The organism is Paenibacillus sp. LjRoot153 (genome assembly GCF_964253085.1).
Classification (GTDB): Bacteria; Bacillota; Bacilli; order Paenibacillales; family NBRC-103111; genus Paenibacillus_E.
Genome location: NZ_CAXUQH020000001.1, coordinates 3,820,293 through 3,842,082 on the forward strand (window position 1 = coordinate 3,820,293; position 21,790 = coordinate 3,842,082).

Genomic DNA, 21,790 nt, shown 5'->3' on the forward strand with positions numbered 1-21,790 from the left:
ATAAATGGCTAGAGTTCGTGTAGGTCGAGTTGGCGAACAGATTAAGAAAGAGCTTAGTCAGATCATTCAAGCTGAGCTGAAGGATCCTCGTATTGGTTTCATGACCGTTACAGGTGTTGAAGTGACGAATGATTTGTCCCTTGCTCGTGTTTATTTAAGCGTAATGGGAACTGAAGAAGAGAAAGCTGCCACCCTTAAGGCACTTTCTGTTGCTTCAGGGTATATTCGCTCTGAATTAGGCAAGCGAATTCGTTTACGTAAGATTCCAGAGCTTCAGTTTAAATTTGATGCTTCTATCGACTATGGTAGTCACATTGACCAATTGTTGTATAAGCTCAATCAGGAAGGAAATACAAACGTATGAATAACAGAATGAACCATGCCACCGAATACTGTCAGCAGCTGGCAGCAGCAGCTGCATTTATCGAGCAGCATGATGATTTCTTGGTTGTATCTCACATCCAGCCGGATGGAGATGCTGCCAGTTCAACGTATGCAACAGGTTGGATTTTAAGTCGGCTTGGAAAGTCATTCACAATGATCAATGAGGGCGCTATGCCCTCTAAATTCTCCTACTTAGCAGGTAGTAAACATACGATTGATTATAGTGAACAGGCACCGAACCGACTTTATCAAACCATCATAAGTGTTGATTGTGCTGATTTCTCCAGAATGGGTAGGATCAGCACTCTTTTTGATGAGCAGGTTCATTTGCTCAATATTGACCATCATCCAACGAATGATCAATTTGGTTCCTGTCATTTAATCAAGCATGACGCCGCGGCAACCGTTCAAATTTTGTACGATTTGGCGTTACATATGAAACTGCAACCTGATATTTCTTTCGGTGAGTGTATTTATACTGGCTTGCTAACAGATACAGGTGGCTTCCGATACTCGAATACATCTTCAGAGGTTATGAAAATCGGAGCCTCCATGTTGGAGTTAGGAGTCAAGGGTGCTGAAATCGCTGAACTTGTACTTGAACGAATGACGTATGCACAGATTGTACTTCTCCAAAAAGCGCTATCAACACTTTCCTTTGCATATGACCGAAAGCTTGCTTGGCTTGCTGTGTCGCTTGCAGACTTAGAGTTAACAGGTGCGTCAAGCGATGATTTGGACGGGTTAGTGAATTATCCTCGTAATGTTGAGGGTGTTGAAGTGGGCATGCTGATTAAAGAGAAAGCATCTGGTGTCATTAAAGTAAGTTTGCGCTCCTCCGGACTAGTCGATGTTGCTGCTATTGCACAGTCACTTGGCGGCGGAGGACATGTTCGAGCGTCAGGATGTACAATCCATGGTACGTTAGATGAAGCAATTGCTAGAATGGTTGAGGAAGTAGGGGACAAGCTGAAATGACGCTAGAAGGTATACTGCCTGTTTGGAAACCAGCGGGCTTTACATCACATGATGTTGTCGCCAAAGTTAGAAGGATTCTAAGTATTAAAAGAATTGGTCATACAGGTACGCTTGATCCACAAGTGACAGGTGTACTGCCGCTTTGCATTGGTCGAGCTACACGTATGGTTGAATATATTCAAGAGTTGCCAAAAGAATATGAAGCTGTTTTACGTATCGGGTTATCTACAGATACCGAAGATATGACTGGGACTGTCTTGGAAGAAGTACCACATGTATCACTCGGAGAAAGTCAAATACGTGGCGTACTTGAATCCTTCGTAGGAGACATCGAGCAAATTCCTCCCATGTTCTCTGCTGTTAAAGTAGATGGCAAACGTCTCTACGAATTGGCGAGAGAAGGTAAGGAAGTTGAACGAAAAGCTAGGAAAGCGACGATTTTCGAACTCGAGATTCTCGAGCTCAACTTGGATCAGAAGCATCCTGAAATTCGTTTCCGAGCCGTGTGCTCCAAAGGTACCTACATTAGAACGTTGTGTGTAGATTTAGGGAAAGCACTCGGATATCCGGCGGTTATGGTAAGTTTGATACGTACGTCAACAGGGAATATTCGTAAGGAGCAATGTTTAACTTTTGAGCAAATTGTTCAATTGAAAGAGGAAGGATCATTACAACAGCTTATGATTCCGATGGACATTGCCATCTCACACATTCCATCTATTACCCTCACTGATCAAGAAGCACTTCATTCCTTGCAAGGTAAGAAAATAGCTCTAGCTGCGAATCGAGTGGCTCATGCAGATGCATCACAAACCATATTTCGGGCCTATTCACCAGATGAACGATTTCTTGGTCTGTTTGAATGGAAAAGCACTAGCCACGTCTTGGTCCCGGCCAAAGTATTCCTTTAATCATAACGTCGCGGGACGGGTTGAAATGGGTAGGTGAACGAACTTTTATGCAAATAATACCAATATCATATCCGATGGATTTGGATCAGTTAGCACAGTTTGTAGGAAAACAAGTGGTGGCCATAGGTGACTTTGATGGTGTACATCTAGGTCACCGTGAGGTTATTGGACGAGCCTTGCTTACGGCAAGGAACCTTGGACTCAAGTCTGCCATCATGACCTTCTATCCTCATCCTAGAGCGGTAATGGGTCAAGATAAATACGTGGATCTCCTGACTCCCATGAAAAAGAAGATGGAGATTTTTGAAAGCATGGGTATAAATCATGCTTACATTGTAACGTTTGATGCCTCGCTCATGCGACTATCTCCGGAACAATTTGTCGATCAAGTCCTTGATCGTCTTGGCGTGGATAGCGTCATATGTGGTTTTGATTTTACCTTTGGATTTCAAGGTAAAGGTACTCCGGATTCACTCTGTGAGTTGAGTCACGGGAAATTCTCTGTTGAAGTGGTGAGACCTTTTCATATGAATGGTGAAAAAGTGAGCAGTACGCGTATACGTGAAGCTTTGCAGCTTGGAGAATTGGAAACGGTGACTAGGTTGTTAGGACGACCATACAGCATAAGTGGTACTGTAGTTGATGGTGCGAAGAGAGGGAGAACACTTGGTTTCCCTACAGCTAATCTCCAATTGGAAGAACCGTATGTCAGTCCGACGAACGGCGTTTACGCGATAAAAGCGACCGTCCGCGGGGAAATTTATCAAGGTGTCATGAATATTGGTGTGAAACCAACATTTGAGACTGGAGAACTAAAACCATCATTTGAAGCGCATTTATTCGAATTTTCCGAGCAAATATATGGAGAAACCGTCATGGTTGAGCTTATTGCTTTTCTTAGACCAGAACGTAAATTCACTTCACTAGAAGATTTAGTTGCTCAAATTAAACTTGATGCGGTAGAAGCAAGACAGAAATTGACGTTAGAGACGTAATCATACATTTACTTCTACTGGTCAATTGTGATATACTGAATAACGTTGTCGAATGGACGTGTTCATTTGGCATGAACCTTAGCTTGGATTGACGTTTTCATCGGCGCTTTCTAGGCTAGCGGGGATACTAATTAGAATTTAGGAGATGAACGATTATGGCAATTACGCAAGAGCGCAAAACGCAACTGATTCAAACACACAAAGTACACGATACCGACACAGGTTCACCTGAGGTACAAGTAGCAATCCTTACAGAAAACATTGTTAACCTTACAGACCACCTACGTACACACAAGAAAGATCACCACTCCCGTCGTGGTTTGCTTAAAATGGTTGGACAACGTCGTAAGTTGCTAGCATATGTTAAAAACAAAGATGTAAGCCGCTATAGTGCTTTGATTGCAAAGCTTGGTTTGCGTCGATAAAACCGACAATGAGAAGCAACCTGTTGCTCCTTTGCTAGGCTTAATAAAGCTCTGGCAGAGAGCAGCAAAAGGTTGCTTTTTCTTGTATTTTTAAAACGGGAAAAGAAGGAAATACTAGACATAACGCAGAAATAGAGGATAACTCCATAGCTTGTCTATTTTGTATACATACGGAGTAGATCCGGATTGGTCTCTGGATCATACAATTTCTGTACATGTTTATCAAACACATATTTTGAAATTTAAACCATGCCTTAGGAGGATTTTATGGAGACAAGGGTACAAATGGAACTTGGCGGTAAGCCGTTCATTCTTGAAACAGGCCGACTAGCCAAACAAGCCAATGCAGCAGTAACTGTTCGTTATGGCGATACGGTTGTGCTTAGCACAGTAACGGCTTCCAGCGGACCGAAAGATTTAGATTTCTTTCCGTTAACAGTGAACTACGAAGAAAGATTATATGCGGTTGGTAAAATCCCAGGTGGATTTATTAAGCGTGAAGGACGTCCTAGTGAGAAAGCGATTCTTGCGAGCCGTTTAACGGATCGTCCGATTCGTCCTCTTTTCCCAGAAGGCTTCCGTAATGATGTTCAAATTGTGTCTATCGTCATGAGTGTTGACCAAGAATGCCCGCCAGAAATGGCAGCAATGATCGGTACGTCCGCGGCACTTGCGATTTCTGATGTTCCTTTTAACGGACCAGTAGGCGGCGTAATTGTTGGTCGCGTTGATGGTCAATTCGTAATTAACCCAACTGGTGAAGTAGCGGAGAAAAGTGATCTTCATCTAACAGTTGCTGGTACCAAAGATGCAATTATGATGGTTGAAGCAGGTGCGAAAGAAGTTTCAGAAGAAGTTGTCCTTGAAGCGATCATGTTCGGTCATGATGAAATTCGCAAAATCGTTGCGACGATTGAAGCACTAGTTGAGCAGGTTGGTAAGCCGAAAATGGAAGTGAAACTCCATGCGGTTGATGCTGAAGTGAATAGCGCGGTTCGCGAATTTGCCCAAGCTAGATTAGTTGATGCGATTAAAATTCCTGAAAAGCACGCAAGACAAGAAGCTATTGATGTAGTGAATGCTGATGCTGTAGCTCATTTCACTGCGTTATATGTAGAAACTCCAGGACTTCTAGGTGACGTGAAAGAAACGCTTTATGATATCGTCAAAGAGGAAGTTCGTCGCCTAATCACACATGATAAAGTGAGACCAGACGGACGTAAACCTGATGAAATTCGCCCGATTGAATGTGATGTCAACTTGCTGCCGCGTACACACGGTTCTGGCTTGTTCACACGTGGACAAACACAAGCACTAAGCATTTGTACGTTAGGTGCATTGGGTGATGTTCAAATCTTGGATGGCTTAGATCTGACAGAAACGAAGCGTTTCATGCATCATTATAACTTCCCGCCGTTCAGCGTTGGGGAAGCAAGACCATTGCGTCCACCAGGCCGTCGTGAGATTGGACATGGTGCATTAGGTGAGCGAGCTATTGAGCCGATCATTCCGAACGAAGTTGAGTTCCCTTACACAATTCGTCTTGTGTCTGAAGTGTTGGAATCTAACGGTTCAACTTCCCAAGCAAGTATTTGTGCAAGTATACTTGCGCTTATGGATGCAGGTGTTCCGATTAAAGCGCCAGTTGCAGGTATTGCAATGGGTCTCATCAAAGACGGTGATCAATTCTCTATTCTGTCCGATATTCAAGGAATGGAAGATCACCTTGGTGATATGGATTTCAAGGTTGCTGGTACAGCCGAGGGGATCACAGCTTTACAAATGGATATCAAAATTGACGGAATCGACCGCAGCATCTTGCAACAATCATTGCAACAAGCCAAAGAAGGTCGTTTGCACATTTTGAATAAAATGGTATCACGTATTTCCATACCGAACAAAAATCTTTCTCAATATGCACCTAAAATTCTCACAATGAACATTAACCCGGATAAAATCCGTGATGTCATTGGAGCTGGCGGTAAAATCATCAATAAAATTATTGAGGAAACTGGCGTGAAGATCGACATCGAGCAAGACGGACGCGTATTCATTGCATCTTCGAATCAAGAAATGAACGAGAAAGCTCGTTCCATTATTGAGGGTATCGTGCGTGAAGTTATCGTTGGCGAAACTTACCTTGGTACAGTGAAACGCGTAGAGAAATTCGGCGCTTTCGTTGAAATTCTACCTGGTAAAGAAGGTCTAGTACACATTTCACAAATTTCTACAGAGCGTGTAGCAAAAGTAGAAGATGTTGTTAACGTTGGCGATCAAATTACTGTCAAAGTTACTGAAATCGATCAACAAGGAAGAGTTAATCTTTCACGCAAAGCAACGTTAACCTCACAGGTCTCTGCACAAAGCTAGAGATTCGTAATTCGTGAGTGCGTTTCATTCATAGTTCAGGATAAAGAGTCAGATCTATCTGTCTCTTTTTTGCTTTTTATATCTATGAGGACATGCACGGGTTCTACTCTTGTCCAAACCTTCATACAATCAGGTGATGAAGAAAGGGGACCTGTGTATGCTCCACAAAAAATGGATGTTACTTGGGAGTTTTTTGGCTATGGTTCTAATTAGTGTGAACACGATCCCAAGTGTTGGAACCTATATACATAGTGTAAAAAATAATCAGGTTCATGATGATCGTGGGAGTGTTGAAACGAGGGTTGAAACACGTCCAGTATTTGCTTCTACCAATAAATCTACATTATTAGAAACGATAACCAAAGAAGCAGAGAACCGCAAGGTCGCTCCAATAAATGCAAAAGTAGATTCCGTATGGAAAGCTATCCCTGGTTACAATGGACTTGAAGTGGATATTGAGGAGACTCTGAAGTTAGCGGAGCATCAATTGACACCCAATCAAATTGATTATGTGATGAAGGAAGTAGAGCCAAGTATTCAATTAGACGACCTTGCTCCCAATCCTGTGTATAAAGGCAATTCGAAGAAACCAATGGTTTCATTTATGATTAATGTCGCATGGGGTAATGAATTTTTGCCTAGCATGTTAGAAACGCTGCGTAAAGAAAATGTCCATGCGACATTCTTCTTTGATGGTTCTTGGTTAAAGAAAAATACAGAGATGGCCAAACGTATTCTAAGCGAAGGACACGAGGTATCAAACCACGCCTATTCACATAAAGACATGCGTATGATATCGCGGAGTAAGGCGGTAGAAGAGATTTCGAAAACAGAAGATTTACTGAAGCAACTCGGTGTTAAAAACTCATTATTTGCTCCTCCCTCAGGTTATTTCAATCAAGAAACGATTCAAGTTGCCTCAGAATTTAAGCTGCAAACGGTGTTGTGGACCTTTGATACGATAGATTGGAAAAATCCAGGAGCAGGTCGTATTCTTGAACGATTATCCAACAATGTTGAACCTGGGACACTCATCCTGATGCACCCAACGGTGTCGTCACGTGATGCGTTGCCAGGAATGATTAGTCTGATTAAGAAAAAAGGGCTGGTATTAGGTACCGTATCAGACCTTCTTTCCTCCAAAAGGATCACCGGACAGGGGCAAATCATGAAATAGTCATGATTTACTGCTTCTAATTTGAGTCCTAGGCACATTTTTGTTAGACTGAGGAAGTATAATAGGAGAATTGGACTTTTAGGTGTACCATTTCGAGGAGGAACCTTGGTGATCAAATATCGCTTACATAATGGCTTTAGAGTGGTTATGGAACAAATCCCCACATTTCGATCGGTAACATTCGGGATTTGGGTAAAAACAGGCTCACGCAATGAATCACAAACGAACAATGGTATTTCACACTTTATCGAGCACATGTTGTTCAAAGGTACGGAACGTCATTCGGCGAAAGATATCGCAGAAATCTTTGATGGCATCGGTGGGAATGTGAATGCCTTCACGTCCAAAGAATATACGTGCTATTATGCTAAAGTACTGGATGAACATTTACCGTTAGCGATGGATGTACTTTCAGATATGTTCTTTCATTCAACCTTTGATGAGGGTGAGTTGGAAAAAGAGAAGAACGTCATTTACGAAGAAATCTCCATGTATGAAGATACACCGGATGATCTCGTTCATGACTTGCTAGCGAAGGCTTCATATGGCACGCATGCTTTGGGCTATACGATTCTAGGAACGCAAGACAATTTGTCCAAAATGAAGTCTGATGATCTTCGTTCTTATCTCAAACAAAATTACAATACAGAGAATACAGTCCTGAGTATTGCCGGAAATATTGATGATAGTGTAAAGGAATTAATTGAAAAGCATTTTGGTGACTTCTCACAATCAGGTGTTGAAACAAGCTATGATGCTCCAGATTTCCTTAGCGAGTTGATTTTCCATGCGAAGAAAACAGAACAAAATCATATTTGCTTGTCGCTACCTGGACTGTCGCTGCAAGAGGAAAATTTGTATCCGATGGTTTTATTGAATAATGCCATTGGTGGCGGTATGAGCTCAAGACTGTTCCAAGAAATTCGTGAGAAACGTGGATTAGCTTATTCAGTATATTCCTATCACTCTTCACATATTGATAGCGGGATGTTTACAATTTATACAGGAACAGCACCTAAGCAAACGGAAGAAGTATTGAAAGTGACGATGGAACTGCTTCATGATATTGCCGTTAACGGAATGACAGATAATGAACTTAAGAAGGGGAAAGAGCAGCTGAAAGGCAGCCTTATTCTGAGTTTAGAAAGCACAAGCAGTCGGATGAACCGTTTTGGTAAAAATGAATTGATGACAGGTAAGCATTATAGTTTGGATGAAATGATTGAACGTATTGAAAGTGTGAACATGGATCATATTCGTCAACTGACGAAAACTTTATTTGCAACACCGTTTGCTCTGTCCATGGTCGGGAATGCGGATGATGTAATTAGCGGCTTCAGGAGGGATCAGCTTGTCTCTCTTTGATTTTGAAGTGCAAATGAAAAGAATCGAAGGTCAAGATGACATTCTCCTACCACAGAAAATGTCTGAAGCCGCTAGCGGCTATGATTTGCATGCTGCAGTTAGTGAGCCAATTGTACTTGCACCTGGTGAACGTCAATTGATTCCAACTGGTTTCGCGCTTAGCATGCCGCCTGAACTGGAAGCACAGATTCGCCCTAGAAGCGGTCTTGCTTATAAACACGGTATTACAACGCTTAATTCACCGGGAACCATTGATGCGGATTACCGCGGTGAGGTAAAAGTATTGTTGATTAATCATGGTCAGGAGCCATTCGTTATTCAACGGAATGAACGCATCGCTCAGATGGTATTCCAGCGTGTACCACATATACAATTGACCGTTGTCAATGAGTTGTCAGAAACGGTACGTGGCTCAGGTGGCTTCGGTCATACGGGGCGCTAATACTGCCAGTTACATAAACAGAAAGAACCTCTTCTTAGGAAGGGGTTCTTTCTTGTTTCAGAGGATACAAAGACGGAAGTCACCCATCCTTAGGCGAACGCATACTATAACGTATCGAAACGGACCGAGGAAGGGGTGTAAGCAAGAATGCTTACTGGGATTTCGGTTGCTATTATGGGGGGAGACGCCCGGCAACTTGAAGTAATTCAGAAATTTACTGAGTTAGACGCTACCGTTATATTACTCGGATTTGACAATCTCGGGAGGCAATTTCACGGTGTTACGAATGTGAAGTTAAATCCGGAATTGTTTCAACATGTGGATGCACTCATATTGCCAGTCGTAGGTACGGATGAGACAGGACAAGTGGAATCTATTTTCTCAAGTGAAGAGATGATTTTGACAGATGAGCATATATCTTCATTGCCGAAACATGCCAAGGTATATACAGGTATGGCGAAGAGCTATTTGAAGAAGCTCGTTTTAGCACATGATATTGAGCTTGTGGAGTTATTAGATCGTGATGATATTGCCATTTATAACTCGATTCCAACTGCAGAGGGTGCGCTTATGATGGCCATCCAGAACACCGATATTACAATTCATGGATCCGTTTGTATGGTTTTGGGTTTTGGTCGAACAGGGTTCACAATGGCCAAAACTTTGCAAGGATTAGGGGCAACCGTCAAGGTTGGCGTCAGGAAGCCGGAGCATTATGCAAGGGCGTGGGAGATGGGTTTTCAGCCTTTTTATACGAAGGATCTGTACCCGGAAGTGGGGAATATTGACTTGCTTTTTAACACAATTCCGACTATGATAGTCACAGCGCAAGTTATTACCAATATCCCACATCGCGCGCTTATTATCGATTTAGCTTCAAGACCCGGCGGAACGGATTTTCGATTTGCCGAGAAGAGAGGCATTAAAGCGATGCTAGCGCCCGGTTTACCTGGAATCGTCGCCCCCAAAACAGCTGGTCGTATTATGGCTAACACCTTAAGTCAGCTGATCGAGGAAGACTTCAAAGACAGGAGCGATGTGGAATGAATTGGCAAGGGAAAACAGTCGGTTATGCATTAACCGGTTCTCACTGTACACTTGAAGAGGTCATGCCTCAAATTAAGAGATTTGTAGATGCGGGGGCTCGTGTTATTCCGATTGTATCGAATACAATTATGACGACCGACACTCGCTTTGGTAAGTCTGCTGATTGGCAGCAAATGCTGAAGGATATTACGGGTAATGAGATTATTTCTACCATTGTAGATGCAGAACCGCTAGGTCCATCCAAGTTATTGGATGTGATGGTGATTGCTCCTTGTACGGGTAATACAACTAGTAAACTAGCAAATGCGATGACAGAGAGTCCCGTTCTTATGGCAGCTAAAGCACAAATGAGAAACTTGAGACCGCTGGTATTAGCGATTTCAACGAATGATGGTTTGGGTCTAAATGCAATGAATATTGCGAAACTTTTGATTACGAAAAATATTTACTTTGTACCTTATGGTCAAGATGCACCAGGAGCCAAACCAAATTCGTTGGTGGCCCGGATGGACTTGATTATGGAAGCTTGTGAAGCTGCGCTGGAAGGCAAACAATTGCAGCCCATGATTATTGAGAGATTTCAATACTAACTGATAAATGTCAACTTGAGGGGGAGAGACCAGCATATGTCCAACCAGAAGCTTTTTAATGTTGCAGTTGTAGGCGCTACAGGCGCCGTCGGCGAGCAAATCATCCGTCTACTAGAAGCACGGAATTTCCCCATCAAGGAATTGAAATTACTCTCTTCAGCTCGTTCTGCGGGTGTAAAGATTGCTTTTAAAGGTCAAGAAGTAGTTGTGCAAGAAGCAACTCCTGAAAGCTTTCAAGGCGTTGATCTTGCGCTCTTTAGTGCAGGAGGCGATGTCACGAAAGCACTGGCTCCGCATGCAGTTGAAGTGGGTGCGATTTGTATTGACAACACAAGTGCGTACCGAATGGACCCAGACACACCACTTGTTGTTCCTGAAGTAAATGTTGAGAAAATCAATGAACATAAAGGGATTATAGCGAACCCGAATTGTTCTACGATCCAAATGGTTGCAGCGCTTAAACCGCTATATGATCGTTATGGGATTTCACGTATTATCGTTTCCACGTACCAAGCCGTTTCCGGTGCGGGTGCGAAAGCAATTAATGAAATGCTTAGACAGTCTAAAGAAGTACTAGCAGGTAATGAGGCAAATCCTGATATTTTACCAGTTGGCTCCTTGCCAGTAAAGCATCAAATTGCTTTCAATGCTATTCCGCAAATCGATAAATTCTTAGATAATGGATTTACGAATGAAGAAATGAAAATGATTCTTGAAACGAAGAAAATTATGGGCGATGAGTCCATTGAAGTCACAGCTACATGCGTGCGTATTCCAGTTGTTTACGGGCATTCTGAATCTGTGTATGTAGAATTGAAAGAAGATTTTGATATTGAAGATGTAAAAACACTACTCGCAAATGCCCCTGGAATTGTACTCGTTGACAATCCGGCAGAACAACAGTACCCGCTTGCTACAGATGCTGCAGGTAAGCTCGAAACATTCGTAGGGCGTGTACGCCGTGATTTGAGTAATTCTAAAGCGCTTAACATGTGGATTGTTTCAGATAATTTGTTAAAAGGTGCTGCTTGGAATGCGGTACAAATTGCTGAATATATTGCTATAGAGCAATAATCAGCATACTGCCTATTTGAGCAGTGAAAATGGGGGAAACTCATGCGAATTCTTGTCCAGAAATTCGGAGGTACTTCGCTTTCCACCGCACAGGCTAGAGAACACGTTATTGGACATATTCAAGATGCACTAATCCAACATTATAAATTAGTTGTTGTCGTATCAGCGATGGGAAGAAAAGGGGAACCCTATGCGACTGACACGCTCCTAGACCTCGTTCGGAAGAATGGGGAGGGGCTACCAGCACGGGAACTCGATATGTTGATGGGCTGCGGAGAATTAATATCTGCAGTACTTTTGTGTAGTTTATTGAACAAAACAGGAATTCGATCCACGGTTTTGACCGGTGGGCAAGCAGGTCTGATCACGAACGAGAATCATGGTAATGCTCAGATCATCGCGATGAAGCCTAATCGGATTATTGAATTGTTAGAGCAAGATCAGGTTGTCATTGTCACAGGGTTTCAAGGGAAAACAAGTAATGATGAGTTAACTACATTAGGCCGCGGTGGCAGTGACACATCAGCAACAGCACTTGGCGCCGCACTTAAGGCAGAAATTGTGGATATCTTCACAGATGTCAATGGTATTTTGACAGCGGATCCAAGAATCGTTGAAGATGCTAAACCGTTACAACGTGTGAGTTTTAGTGAGATTTGTAATATGGCACACAATGGTGCTAAAGTCATTCATCCGCGAGCTGTTGAAGTTGCTATGCAAGCGAATATCCCGATTCGTGTGAGATCAACCTTTACTAAGGAAGAAGGAACGCTGGTCACTGCTTCTGACAACTTGTCAACAGACATTAATCACGTTAAAGATCGCTTTGTTACGGGGATTGCACATTTCACGAATATAACACAGATCCAGGTCGCTGCCGTTGATGGCGAATTTGATCTTCAGCTTCGTGTATTCAAAACGATGGCCCAGCATCAGATTAGTGTTGATTTTATCAATGTGAACCCTTCAGGCGTTGTATATACTGTCTTTGATAATGAAGCTGAACGTGCAGTTCAATTACTAAAGGCGCAGGGTTACGAACCCAAGTACACGAGTGGCTGTGCAAAGGTGTCCGTGATTGGTGGCGGAATGAATGGTGTACCTGGAATAATGGCGCATATTGTTGAAGCCTTAACCGTGGAAGATATCCGAATTCTGCAATCTGCTGATTCGAACACAACCATCTGGGTGCTTGTTCAAGGTGTGGACATGATCAAGTCAGTTCGTGCACTTCATCGAAAATTCAATTTATTTAAATAAATCAAGAAAGTCAGGAGGCGTACCACGTGAGTTTTGGAAGAGTAGTCACGGCAATGGTTACTCCATTTGATGATCAGTTGCAGGTCAACTGGGAACAAGTAGAGCCATTAATTAATTATTTAATTGAAGAACAACAATCGGATAGCCTTGTGATTTGTGGGACGACAGGGGAGTCGCCAACGTTATCAGAAGATGAAAAGTTGCGACTAATTGAACTTTCCGTTCGTGTAGCAGCTGGGCGTTGTAAAATTATTGCAGGTACTGGAAGCAACGACACTGTTCATACAATCGCTTTTTCGCGTAAAGTAGAGCAGCTGGGCGTGGATGCTTTACTTCTCGTTGCGCCTTATTACAACCGTCCTTCACAGGAGGGGTTGTATCAACATTTCAAAGCCATAGCAGAGGCTGTTAATACGCCGGTTGTGCTTTACAATGTGCCTGGCAGAGCTGGTGTGAACCTGGATGCGGATACAACGATTCGTCTATCCCAAATACCGAATATCGTGGCGACCAAAGATTGCTCGAATACGGATCAAATGACACGTATACTTACACATGCTACCCCTAATTTCCTCGTATATAGTGGAGATGATAGTAATACTTTGCCTTCTTTAGCTATTGGATGTGAAGGGATTATCAGTGTCGCGAGTCATGTGATTGGAAAAGAAATGCAAACTATGATAAAGTATTATTTAGAAGGCAACATTCAGCAAGCTGCTGAGCTTCATCGTAAGCTTCATCCTGTATTCACTGGTATCTTTTGTGCACCGAGCCCTGCACCAATTAAGCATGCTTTGGCACTTAAGGGCATTGAAACAGGCGGCGTTCGACTTCCGTTAGTTCGTGTATCCGAGCAAGAAGGACAATTCATTCAATCACTTTTTGTATGATCATGCCTAATGAATCGGTGCTTCCGGCATCGGTTTTCTTTTTTTGGGAAATCTAAACGTATTCAGTATTAACTTGTATTTGCTGTTTTTTTTCATGTATAATGGTTGCAAGTGACTAGTTCGGTTTTTTCATTTAAAATTCGTCGTCCAATCTATGAAGGAGGTATATTCTTGTCCAAAAAAAATATTGATAAACTTTTGATCTTCGCTCTTGGCGGCGTGGGCGAAATCGGAAAAAATATGTATTGCGTTCAGTATGCGAACGATATTATTGTCATTGACAGTGGTTTGAAATTTCCTGAGGAGGACATGCTCGGAATTGACATTGTCATCCCAGATATCGGGTACTTAACAGAAAATCGGGATAAAGTACGCGGCATCATCATCACTCACGGCCATGAAGATCACATTGGTGGCTTACCTTACGTGCTGAAACATCTTAACGTTCCCCTCTATGCTACGAAGTTAACGATGGGGCTTATTGAAGCTAAGCTGAAGGAAGCGAACTTGCTCGGAACGACGAACCGAATTCTAATCAATTCGGAATCTGTTCTTCCCCTAGGCGTTCTTACGGCAACTTTCTTTAAAACCAATCATAGTATTCCGGATTCTGTGGGTGTCGCACTTGATACGCCAGAAGGTGTTGTTGTTCATACAGGAGACTTTAAGTTTGATCAGACTCCAGTTAATGAACAATATGCAGATTTGCATCGTATGGCTGAGATCGGAAAGAAAGGCGTTCTTGCCTTGCTTTCAGACAGTACGAATGCAGAACGTCCTGGCTACACAGGCTCTGAGCGCGGTGTAGGGATTGAGATTGAAGAAGTGTTTCGTAAAGCGAAGCAAAGAGTTGTCATTGCGACATTTGCATCCAATATTCACCGTGTTCAACAGGTGTTTGATGCAGCTGCAGCAACGAATCGCAAAGTGACAGTAATTGGTCGCAGTATGGTAAACGTGGTTTCGATTGCTAGCGAATTGGGTTATCTGCATATTCCAGATGGCATGTTAATTGAGCCAGAGGAAGTTAATAAGCTTGCAGCTGATCGTGTAGTTATCCTTTCCACGGGTAGCCAAGGTGAACCGATGTCTGCTCTAACAAGAATGGCACGTTCAACCCATCGTAAAATTGATATTTTACCAGGGGATACGGTTATTATTGCGGCAACTCCGATTCCAGGAAATGAGCGTTACGTTGGCAGAACGGTTGATGAGCTTATGCGCATCGGTGCCCACGTGATTTACGGACCAGGATCAGTAACTGGTGTTCACGTTTCAGGTCACGGTAGTCAGGAAGAATTAAAGCTTATGCTGAACCTGATGAAGCCTAAATACTTTATTCCAATTCATGGCGAATATCGCATGCTGCGTCAACATGCTATCCTTGCCGAATCTGTCGGCATTCCTAAAGAAGACATTTTCATGTGTGATATTGGTGATACGGTAGAAATTCAAAATGGGGCTGCACGCAAAGGTTCGAAAGTTCAAAGCGGCAACATCCTAATTGATGGACTAGGCGTAGGGGATGTAGGCAATATCGTATTGCGTGACCGTAAATTACTGTCGCAAGATGGAATTCTTGTTGTCGTGGTTACTCTAAGTAAACAAGATGGCAAAATTTTGTCCGGTCCAGATATTATTTCACGCGGATTTGTTTATGTTCGTGAATCCGAAGGACTTCTTGAAGAAGCCAATCGAATCGTAACCAATACGTTAACTAAACTTATGAATGAAAATGTAAATGAATGGGCATCTTTAAAAACTAATGTGAAAGATGTTCTCGGACGCTTTTTATATGAACAAACCAGAAGAAGACCAATGATTCTTCCAATCATTATGGAAGTTTAGGTACTCGAACAAGTCACTTGAGCCTATGCAAATAGTAAAGCTCTCTCCAATTGGAGGGAGCTTTTTCTTGTTGCTGCAAAGTGAAGTATGCATGAAAGTATACAAGTTTATTCATACTATGGAAGATCTTGAACAACTTGTCTTTGTAGCATAATTTGAAAGGGGATTATGAAGTGGCATCAGCACCAGGCTCGAAGGAACAGGAACAAGGGACAGAGGAAGCCAAGAAAAATGCCGTTCTCGAAAATATCCAACAATTGGGACAAACGAATACGGTTTCTAGCGAATCGAATATTTTCTGTCTAACGATCATTGGGCAGGTAGAGGGGCATATTGTACTACCACCTCAGAATAAAACGACCAAATATGAACATCTAATTCCTCAACTTGTGGCTGCCGAGCAGAATTCCAAAATTGAAGGCGTAATGATCATTTTAAACACAGTAGGCGGCGATGTGGAGGCAGGTCTAGCTATTGCTGAAATGATCGCGACGTTATCTAAACCAACGATAGCTTTGGTTTTAGGGGGCGGACATAGCATTGGCGTTCCAATTGCGGTCTCTGCGGACTATTCGATCATAGCCGAAACTGCGACCATGACGATTCATCCGATTCGATTAAATGGTTTGGTAATTGGCGTACCGCAGACCTTTGAATATTTAGATAAAATGCAAGAACGTGTTGTACGCTTTGTAACAAAACATTCCAACGTAACGGAAGAGAAGTTTAAAGAGCTTATGTTTAAGACAGGTGAACTGACGAGAGATATCGGTACAACGGTAATTGGCATCGATGCCGTCAAATATGGTTTAATCAATCAAGTAGGTGGCATCGGTGATGCCATTCGTGAGCTGAACAACCGGATCGAAGCGAAGAAAGTGGCGAACTCTGGGGGGCTTGTTCAGTGATCCATTACTCCGTAATTCCGATGGAAGTTATTTTTGAAGGATTCGATGCTTATAGCCCACAATATTTAGATATTGAAGTAGATGGTTTTATGATGCAAATTGAGCCGTTAAGTGGCTATCAAGCACGTATTGTAAGGTTGTATAGCTGTAATCCACAAGACTATTTGAATGAACACTATACGCCAGGCAGTATCATTTCCTACCAACCTCAGTTAGCGCTTAATTCAACTCGATAGGTTTTGTTCCCGTATCATCCCTCAAGTCAAATATGGTATAATGTGGACTTGGGGGTGACAATCTTGGCGAAACGCAGGAAAAAGACGAAGGCTGTAAAGACCAGCTTATTATTCGAGCTGTATGGAATCCTCATCTTGATTTTCTCGGTCATTGCCCTTGCACATCAAGGTCATGTGGGAAATTCATTGGTTTATTTGTTTCGTTTTTTTGTGGGGACATGGTATTCACTCATACCGCTTATTTTCATTTATGTGGCCTTATACGCTATGATCAAACGAGCTTGGCCACAAATGGTAACTCCTAAGAAAGCGGGCATTTTGTTGTTCATTCTTGGATTATTAATCAAGAATCATATTGATTTATTTGCTCAGCTGTATCCTAACAACGATTTTACATCGGGTAAAGTCATTTCTTCGACATGGTCTGCCATGCTAGAGGGGTTGCACCCTACAGAAGCTGGAAGAGCAGCCTTGGAACATGGTATTGGCGGAGGAATGGTAGGCGCTTTTTTATACAGTATCCTCTATTTCTTATTTGATTACCTTGGAGCCAGATTAATCCAATATATGCTTTTTGTTATGGGTTTTATTCTAGCGACAGGTGTTTCTTATGTGGATCTAGGTAATATCGTGAAGGGCCGTTTCAGTAATGTAGGACAAAATTTTAAAGACAGAATGAAGGAATGGTTACAAGATCGAGAAGGACGTCAACCACAGTCACAGGCAGCGTCAGCGGGAAGTGCGCCTACTAAGGTGAAGAAACCAGCCTATGTACCGGTTGATGATGAATTTGATGAAGAAGTTTTTCAACCAGTCAAGAGGGCAAAGAAAACGCCATTGTTTATGGAGCTCCTCCGACCAATTAAGGAGAATCGCAAGAAATCTGCAGCAAGAGAACGAGATGATATCGAGGATAATTTGTCAGATGGAGAAGCTGAATTGGTCGGGGAGGAAGTTGTTTACTCGAGCACTGTACATCCAACGGCTGAACCGATACATAATACAGGTGATCCCGCAGGTGCACCTATTATTCGAGATTTCCAAGAACAGGTTATTCAAGAAGCACAACAAGTGGTTAGACCAACAGCTCCTTTAGTGCCAAATGGTACTACAACTGTTCCAACTAGTGTGGATGGAGATGAGAATGAGCCAGTAACACTTGAGTTTCAAGATGCCCCAGTCATCGCGACTCGTCCATATGAAATACCCTCGCTTGATTTGTTAGCAAGACCAGCCCTAGGAAAGGGAAGCGAAATGGCGGACTACAAGGCCAATGCAAGGAAGCTTGAGGCCACATTAGAAAGCTTCGGTGTTCGAGCTAAGGTTCTTGAGGTGGTAAGAGGTCCTGCGGTAACGAGATATGAAATCCAACCTGATGTTGGTGTGAAGGTTAGCAGAATTGTTTCTTTGACTGATGATATTGCGCTAGCACTAGCAGCAAAGGATATTCGGATGGAAGCACCTATACCAGGGAAATCAGCGATTGGTATCGAGGTGCCAAACTTAGAAGTTTCCATTGTTACGATGCGAGAAGTCATGGAAACGACTGCTTTTCAGGAGTCTAGCTCACGCTTATCCGTTGTTCTTGGACGAGATATTTCGGGTCAGCCGATTGTTGGCAATCTGGCAAGAATGCCCCATTTACTAGTTGCTGGTGCTACCGGATCAGGCAAATCAGTTTGTATCAATGGGATAATAACCAGCATTTTGTATAAAGCTAAGCCAAATGAAGTGAAGTTCCTAATGATCGATCCGAAGATGGTTGAGTTGAATGTGTATAATGGAATACCGCATCTATTAGCACCTGTAGTTACGGACCCACGGCGAGCATCCCTAGCGCTCAAAAAAATCGTTGTCGAGATGGAGAAACGCTATGAGCTATTCTCCAAGAGTGGGACACGAAATATTGAAGGCTATAATGCGATGTTAACGGAGAGTGGCACTGCAGCACCGCTGCCTTACTATGTCATTATCGTGGATGAGTTAGCAGATCTAATGATGGTTGCAGCTAATGACGTCGAGGATTCAATCTGTCGTCTTGCTCAGATGGCGAGGGCTGCAGGTATTCACTTAATTATTGCGACACAACGTCCTTCCGTCGACGTTATCACTGGTGTTATCAAGGCCAACATTCCTTCCCGTATCGCATTTGGTGTGTCGTCGCAAGTGGATTCGCGAACGATTTTGGATATGGTAGGAGCGGAGAAATTGCTCGGTCGTGGAGATATGCTTTACTTGCCAGTTGGTGCATCCAAGCCTGTACGTATTCAAGGGGCATTCCTCTCCGATGGCGAGGTTGAACAGGTTGTTGGTTTCGTACGAACGCAGGAACAAGCAAATTATCGGGAGGAGCTCGTACCACAGGTTGAAGAAATGCCGGAGCAGCAGAATGAGTTTGAGGACGAGTTGTATGATCAAGCGGTTCAAATTGTTTTGGAAGCGAAGCAAGCATCCGTATCATTACTTCAACGGCGAATGAGAGTCGGTTACACGCGTGCTGCAAGGCTTGTTGATGCAATGGAAGCTAAAGGGGTTGTAGGCCCCTATGAAGGTAGTAAACCGCGTGAAGTACTGATCTCACTTGAACAATATCATCATAACAGGATTAGCTCTTAATTCGCATTAACCAAACACTCTCCTATGGGGAGTGTTTTATTTGTATAATCATTGACTCACTTTCTCATAATAAGCAAGAAAAGGTTGTAATTTGAAAAGTGAGGTTGAGAAGGGGAATGAATAAACGACTAATTGTCATTACATTTTGTATCGTTTTTGTCTTGGTAATTTCTTTTCAATTGAAGGGCAAATTCAATCCGCCAACGGAAGAAACATTTAGTAAGAATGAAGTACGCTATGGTGCCACGGGTTCTGATGTGAATGAATTACAAGGCAGGTTGAAATTCATTGGATTTTATAATGGCAGCATAGACGGTGATTATGGGTATAAGACCTTAACAGCAGTGAAGCGATTCCAGGGTGAGTTTGGCATGAAGGTAGACGGTATCGTTGGACCGAAAACCAAATTGAGGCTCTGGGAAGCAACGAAGAGCTGGAAACCTTCAGCTCCAGAAACGGCGAGTAACAATCAGGGGGCTAACAATAAAGGGACAGGTACGAATACGCCTGCAAATTTAACTCCCTCCAACAATCTTGGTTATTCGGAACAGGATATTAACTTAATGGCCAATGCTGTCAATGGTGAATCGCGTGGTGAGCCATACATAGGACAAGTTGCTGTAGCGGCAGTTATTTTAAATCGAGTGAAATCGGCAAGTTTTCCGAATACAGTATCTGGTGTTATTTTTCAACCGGGTGCTTTCACAGCCGTAGCTGATGGTCAAATATGGTTAACACCGAATGAATCATCCAAAAAAGCCGTAAGGGATGCTTTGAATGGATTGGACCCAACAGGTGGTTGTATCTATTACTTCAACCCAGAAACGGCAACGTCTAAATGGATTTGGACAAGAAAACAAATTAAAAAAATTGGTAAACACATTTTCTGTGTGTAAATTGGACAAGGAGAAGGAACCAGATTTGGTTGCTTCTCCTCTTCGTATAGGAATATAATGGATTTATTACACGGACATAGAAGGGAGACTGACCTTTGAAGCCTATTCAATTTGAGCGTAGCAGTTGGAAGCATATCCGTATTCACGTTCTACCGACAGATCGTTTCAAAACATTTGCCATTTCCGTATACATAGGACGTCAATTAGATGAAGAGTCGGTCACAAGTACTGCATTAACTCCTTTTATCCTTCGCAGGGGTACAGAGCTCCGTCCTGAAACGAAGCAATTCAGGGAGTATTTAGATGATTTATACGGTGCAGGGTTTGGCTTTGATATTTATAAGCGTGGTGACTACCAAATCGTTCAGTTGCGAATGGACATTATCAATGATCGATTCGTCAAATCAGCGGATTCTTTACTGAAACAAGGACTTGAATTTGTGGGAGAAACGTTAACTCGTCCAGCATTAGAGGATCAACATTTTCGCACGAAATATGTAGACGCAGAGAAGCAAACACTTCGTAAACGAATTGAATCGGTCGTAAATGATAAAATTCGCTATGCCGCTGAACGTTGTATGGAAGAAATGTGCAGCGGAGAACCTTATCGACTTCATCCATTAGGGAAAATAGAAGATCTCGACGGTATGAATGCGGAGCAGCTTTACGAACAATATAAAGAATGGCTCCAAACTTCGCCAATGGACATTTATGTTGTTGGCAACACAACACTTAGTGAAGTAGAAGAAATTGTGAAGCAATCGTTCGCGATTGAGCGGAATGCAGATGTCAGTTATGTCACATCAGCGCCGCGTGGCGTAACAGGTGAAGTGAAAATGATAGTAGAACAATTGGATGTTAACCAAGGTAAGCTGAATATGGGTCTTCGAACGAACCTTTCATACAGCGACGATCAGTACCCTGCTGCACTTATGTATAATGGGGTTCTAGGCGGATATCCGCATTCCAAATTATTTACGAATGTTCGTGAGAAAGCGAGCCTAGCTTATTATGCCTCTTCTCGCTTTGATGGACATAAAGGGATCTTGACGATTCAGTCTGGTATTGAGATGGCGAACTATGAGAAAGCCGTGGATATCATACGTAAACAACTGAAAGCCTTGGAACAAGGTGAAATCTCTGACATTGAATGGAGTCAAACAAGAGCGATGATTTCCAATCAATTGCGCGAAATACAAGATTCAGCGTTTGAGCTGATCTCGTTTGATTTTAATGCCATTTTGTCAGGAAAAGAACGAACGGTAGCGGGTTTAATTTCTGCAGTCGAGCAAGTAGATATACCGGCTATAGCAGAAGTTGCGAAACGAGTTCAATTGGACACGATATACTTTTTACGGGATCAGAAGGGGGAGTAAAC

At 42.7% G+C, this 21,790-nt stretch carries 20 protein-coding genes; all 20 read left to right on the plus strand.

What is annotated here, in order from left to right:
* Nucleotides 1-4 precede the first annotated feature (4 nt).
* The 20 genes from rbfA to yfmF all read left to right on the plus strand — a co-directional run bounded on the left by rbfA (nucleotide 5) and on the right by yfmF (nucleotide 21,788).
* On the plus strand, nucleotides 5-364 hold the full coding sequence (gene rbfA / locus ACSQ8P_RS16205) for a 30S ribosome-binding factor RbfA (RefSeq protein ID WP_056625044.1): 360 nt from the start codon (nucleotides 5-7) through the stop codon (nucleotides 362-364).
* Nucleotides 361-1,362, plus strand: a complete 1,002-nt coding sequence (locus ACSQ8P_RS16210; RefSeq protein ID WP_436236094.1) for a DHH family phosphoesterase — start codon at nucleotides 361-363, stop codon at nucleotides 1,360-1,362. The genes rbfA and ACSQ8P_RS16210 overlap by 4 nt, the downstream gene beginning before the upstream one ends.
* The gene (gene truB, locus ACSQ8P_RS16215) at nucleotides 1,359-2,273 is read left to right on the plus strand and encodes a tRNA pseudouridine(55) synthase TruB (RefSeq protein ID WP_436236095.1); all 915 of its coding nucleotides are present in this window, start codon (nucleotides 1,359-1,361) and stop codon (nucleotides 2,271-2,273) included. Before ACSQ8P_RS16210 ends, truB begins: the two co-directional genes overlap by 4 nt.
* Before the next feature lie 47 nt (nucleotides 2,274-2,320).
* Complete coding sequence (locus ACSQ8P_RS16220) at nucleotides 2,321-3,268, plus strand: bifunctional riboflavin kinase/FAD synthetase (protein WP_436236096.1); 948 nt, start codon at nucleotides 2,321-2,323, stop codon at nucleotides 3,266-3,268.
* Between the two features lie 155 nt (nucleotides 3,269-3,423).
* On the plus strand, nucleotides 3,424-3,693 hold the full coding sequence (gene rpsO / locus ACSQ8P_RS16225) for a 30S ribosomal protein S15 (RefSeq protein WP_028558319.1): 270 nt from the start codon (nucleotides 3,424-3,426) through the stop codon (nucleotides 3,691-3,693).
* A 267-nt stretch (nucleotides 3,694-3,960) separates the two neighbouring features.
* A complete protein-coding gene (locus ACSQ8P_RS16230; protein WP_436236097.1) occupies nucleotides 3,961-6,063 on the plus strand; it encodes a polyribonucleotide nucleotidyltransferase in 2,103 nt (700 codons plus the stop codon).
* Between the two features lie 199 nt (nucleotides 6,064-6,262).
* Entirely contained in the window at nucleotides 6,263-7,240 is a 978-nt protein-coding gene (locus ACSQ8P_RS16235; protein WP_436236098.1) for a polysaccharide deacetylase family protein, read from the plus strand.
* A 108-nt stretch (nucleotides 7,241-7,348) separates the two neighbouring features.
* A complete protein-coding gene (locus tag ACSQ8P_RS16240) occupies nucleotides 7,349-8,605 on the plus strand; it encodes a M16 family metallopeptidase (protein ID WP_436236099.1) in 1,257 nt (418 codons plus the stop codon).
* A 13-nt stretch (nucleotides 8,606-8,618) separates the two neighbouring features.
* Nucleotides 8,619-9,047 carry a dUTP diphosphatase gene (gene dut / locus ACSQ8P_RS16245; protein WP_436239536.1) on the plus strand — a complete coding sequence of 143 codons (429 nt, stop codon included), beginning with the start codon at nucleotides 8,619-8,621 and terminating at the stop codon, nucleotides 9,045-9,047.
* Between the two features lie 147 nt (nucleotides 9,048-9,194).
* Complete coding sequence (dpsA, locus tag ACSQ8P_RS16250; RefSeq protein WP_436236100.1) at nucleotides 9,195-10,094, plus strand: dipicolinate synthase subunit DpsA; 900 nt, start codon at nucleotides 9,195-9,197, stop codon at nucleotides 10,092-10,094.
* A complete protein-coding gene (locus ACSQ8P_RS16255; RefSeq protein WP_056625070.1) occupies nucleotides 10,091-10,684 on the plus strand; it encodes a dipicolinate synthase subunit B in 594 nt (197 codons plus the stop codon). The genes dpsA and ACSQ8P_RS16255 overlap by 4 nt, the downstream gene beginning before the upstream one ends.
* 36 nt (nucleotides 10,685-10,720) lie before the next feature.
* On the plus strand, nucleotides 10,721-11,758 hold the full coding sequence (locus tag ACSQ8P_RS16260) for an aspartate-semialdehyde dehydrogenase (RefSeq protein WP_436236101.1): 1,038 nt from the start codon (nucleotides 10,721-10,723) through the stop codon (nucleotides 11,756-11,758).
* 42 nt (nucleotides 11,759-11,800) lie between these two features.
* On the plus strand, nucleotides 11,801-13,018 hold the full coding sequence (gene dapG / locus ACSQ8P_RS16265) for an aspartate kinase (protein ID WP_436236102.1): 1,218 nt from the start codon (nucleotides 11,801-11,803) through the stop codon (nucleotides 13,016-13,018).
* A 26-nt stretch (nucleotides 13,019-13,044) separates the two neighbouring features.
* On the plus strand, nucleotides 13,045-13,908 hold the full coding sequence (gene dapA, locus ACSQ8P_RS16270) for a 4-hydroxy-tetrahydrodipicolinate synthase (protein ID WP_436236103.1): 864 nt from the start codon (nucleotides 13,045-13,047) through the stop codon (nucleotides 13,906-13,908).
* Between the two features lie 171 nt (nucleotides 13,909-14,079).
* Nucleotides 14,080-15,756: a ribonuclease J gene (locus tag ACSQ8P_RS16275; protein ID WP_310500268.1), complete on the plus strand. Its 1,677-nt coding sequence runs from the start codon at nucleotides 14,080-14,082 to the stop codon at nucleotides 15,754-15,756.
* A gap of 173 nt (nucleotides 15,757-15,929) precedes the next feature.
* Complete coding sequence (locus ACSQ8P_RS16280; protein WP_436236104.1) at nucleotides 15,930-16,664, plus strand: ClpP family protease; 735 nt, start codon at nucleotides 15,930-15,932, stop codon at nucleotides 16,662-16,664.
* Nucleotides 16,661-16,900, plus strand: a complete 240-nt coding sequence (locus tag ACSQ8P_RS16285) for a YlzJ-like family protein (protein ID WP_436236105.1) — start codon at nucleotides 16,661-16,663, stop codon at nucleotides 16,898-16,900. Before ACSQ8P_RS16280 ends, ACSQ8P_RS16285 begins: the two co-directional genes overlap by 4 nt.
* Nucleotides 16,901-16,963: 63 nt before the next feature.
* Entirely contained in the window at nucleotides 16,964-19,516 is a 2,553-nt protein-coding gene (locus ACSQ8P_RS16290; protein WP_436236106.1) for a DNA translocase FtsK, read from the plus strand.
* Nucleotides 19,517-19,632: 116 nt separating this feature from the next.
* On the plus strand, nucleotides 19,633-20,412 hold the full coding sequence (sleB, locus tag ACSQ8P_RS16295) for a spore cortex-lytic enzyme (RefSeq protein WP_436236107.1): 780 nt from the start codon (nucleotides 19,633-19,635) through the stop codon (nucleotides 20,410-20,412).
* A 95-nt stretch (nucleotides 20,413-20,507) separates the two neighbouring features.
* A complete protein-coding gene (gene yfmF, locus ACSQ8P_RS16300) occupies nucleotides 20,508-21,788 on the plus strand; it encodes an EF-P 5-aminopentanol modification-associated protein YfmF (protein ID WP_436236108.1) in 1,281 nt (426 codons plus the stop codon).
* Nucleotides 21,789-21,790: the final 2 nt, after the last annotated feature.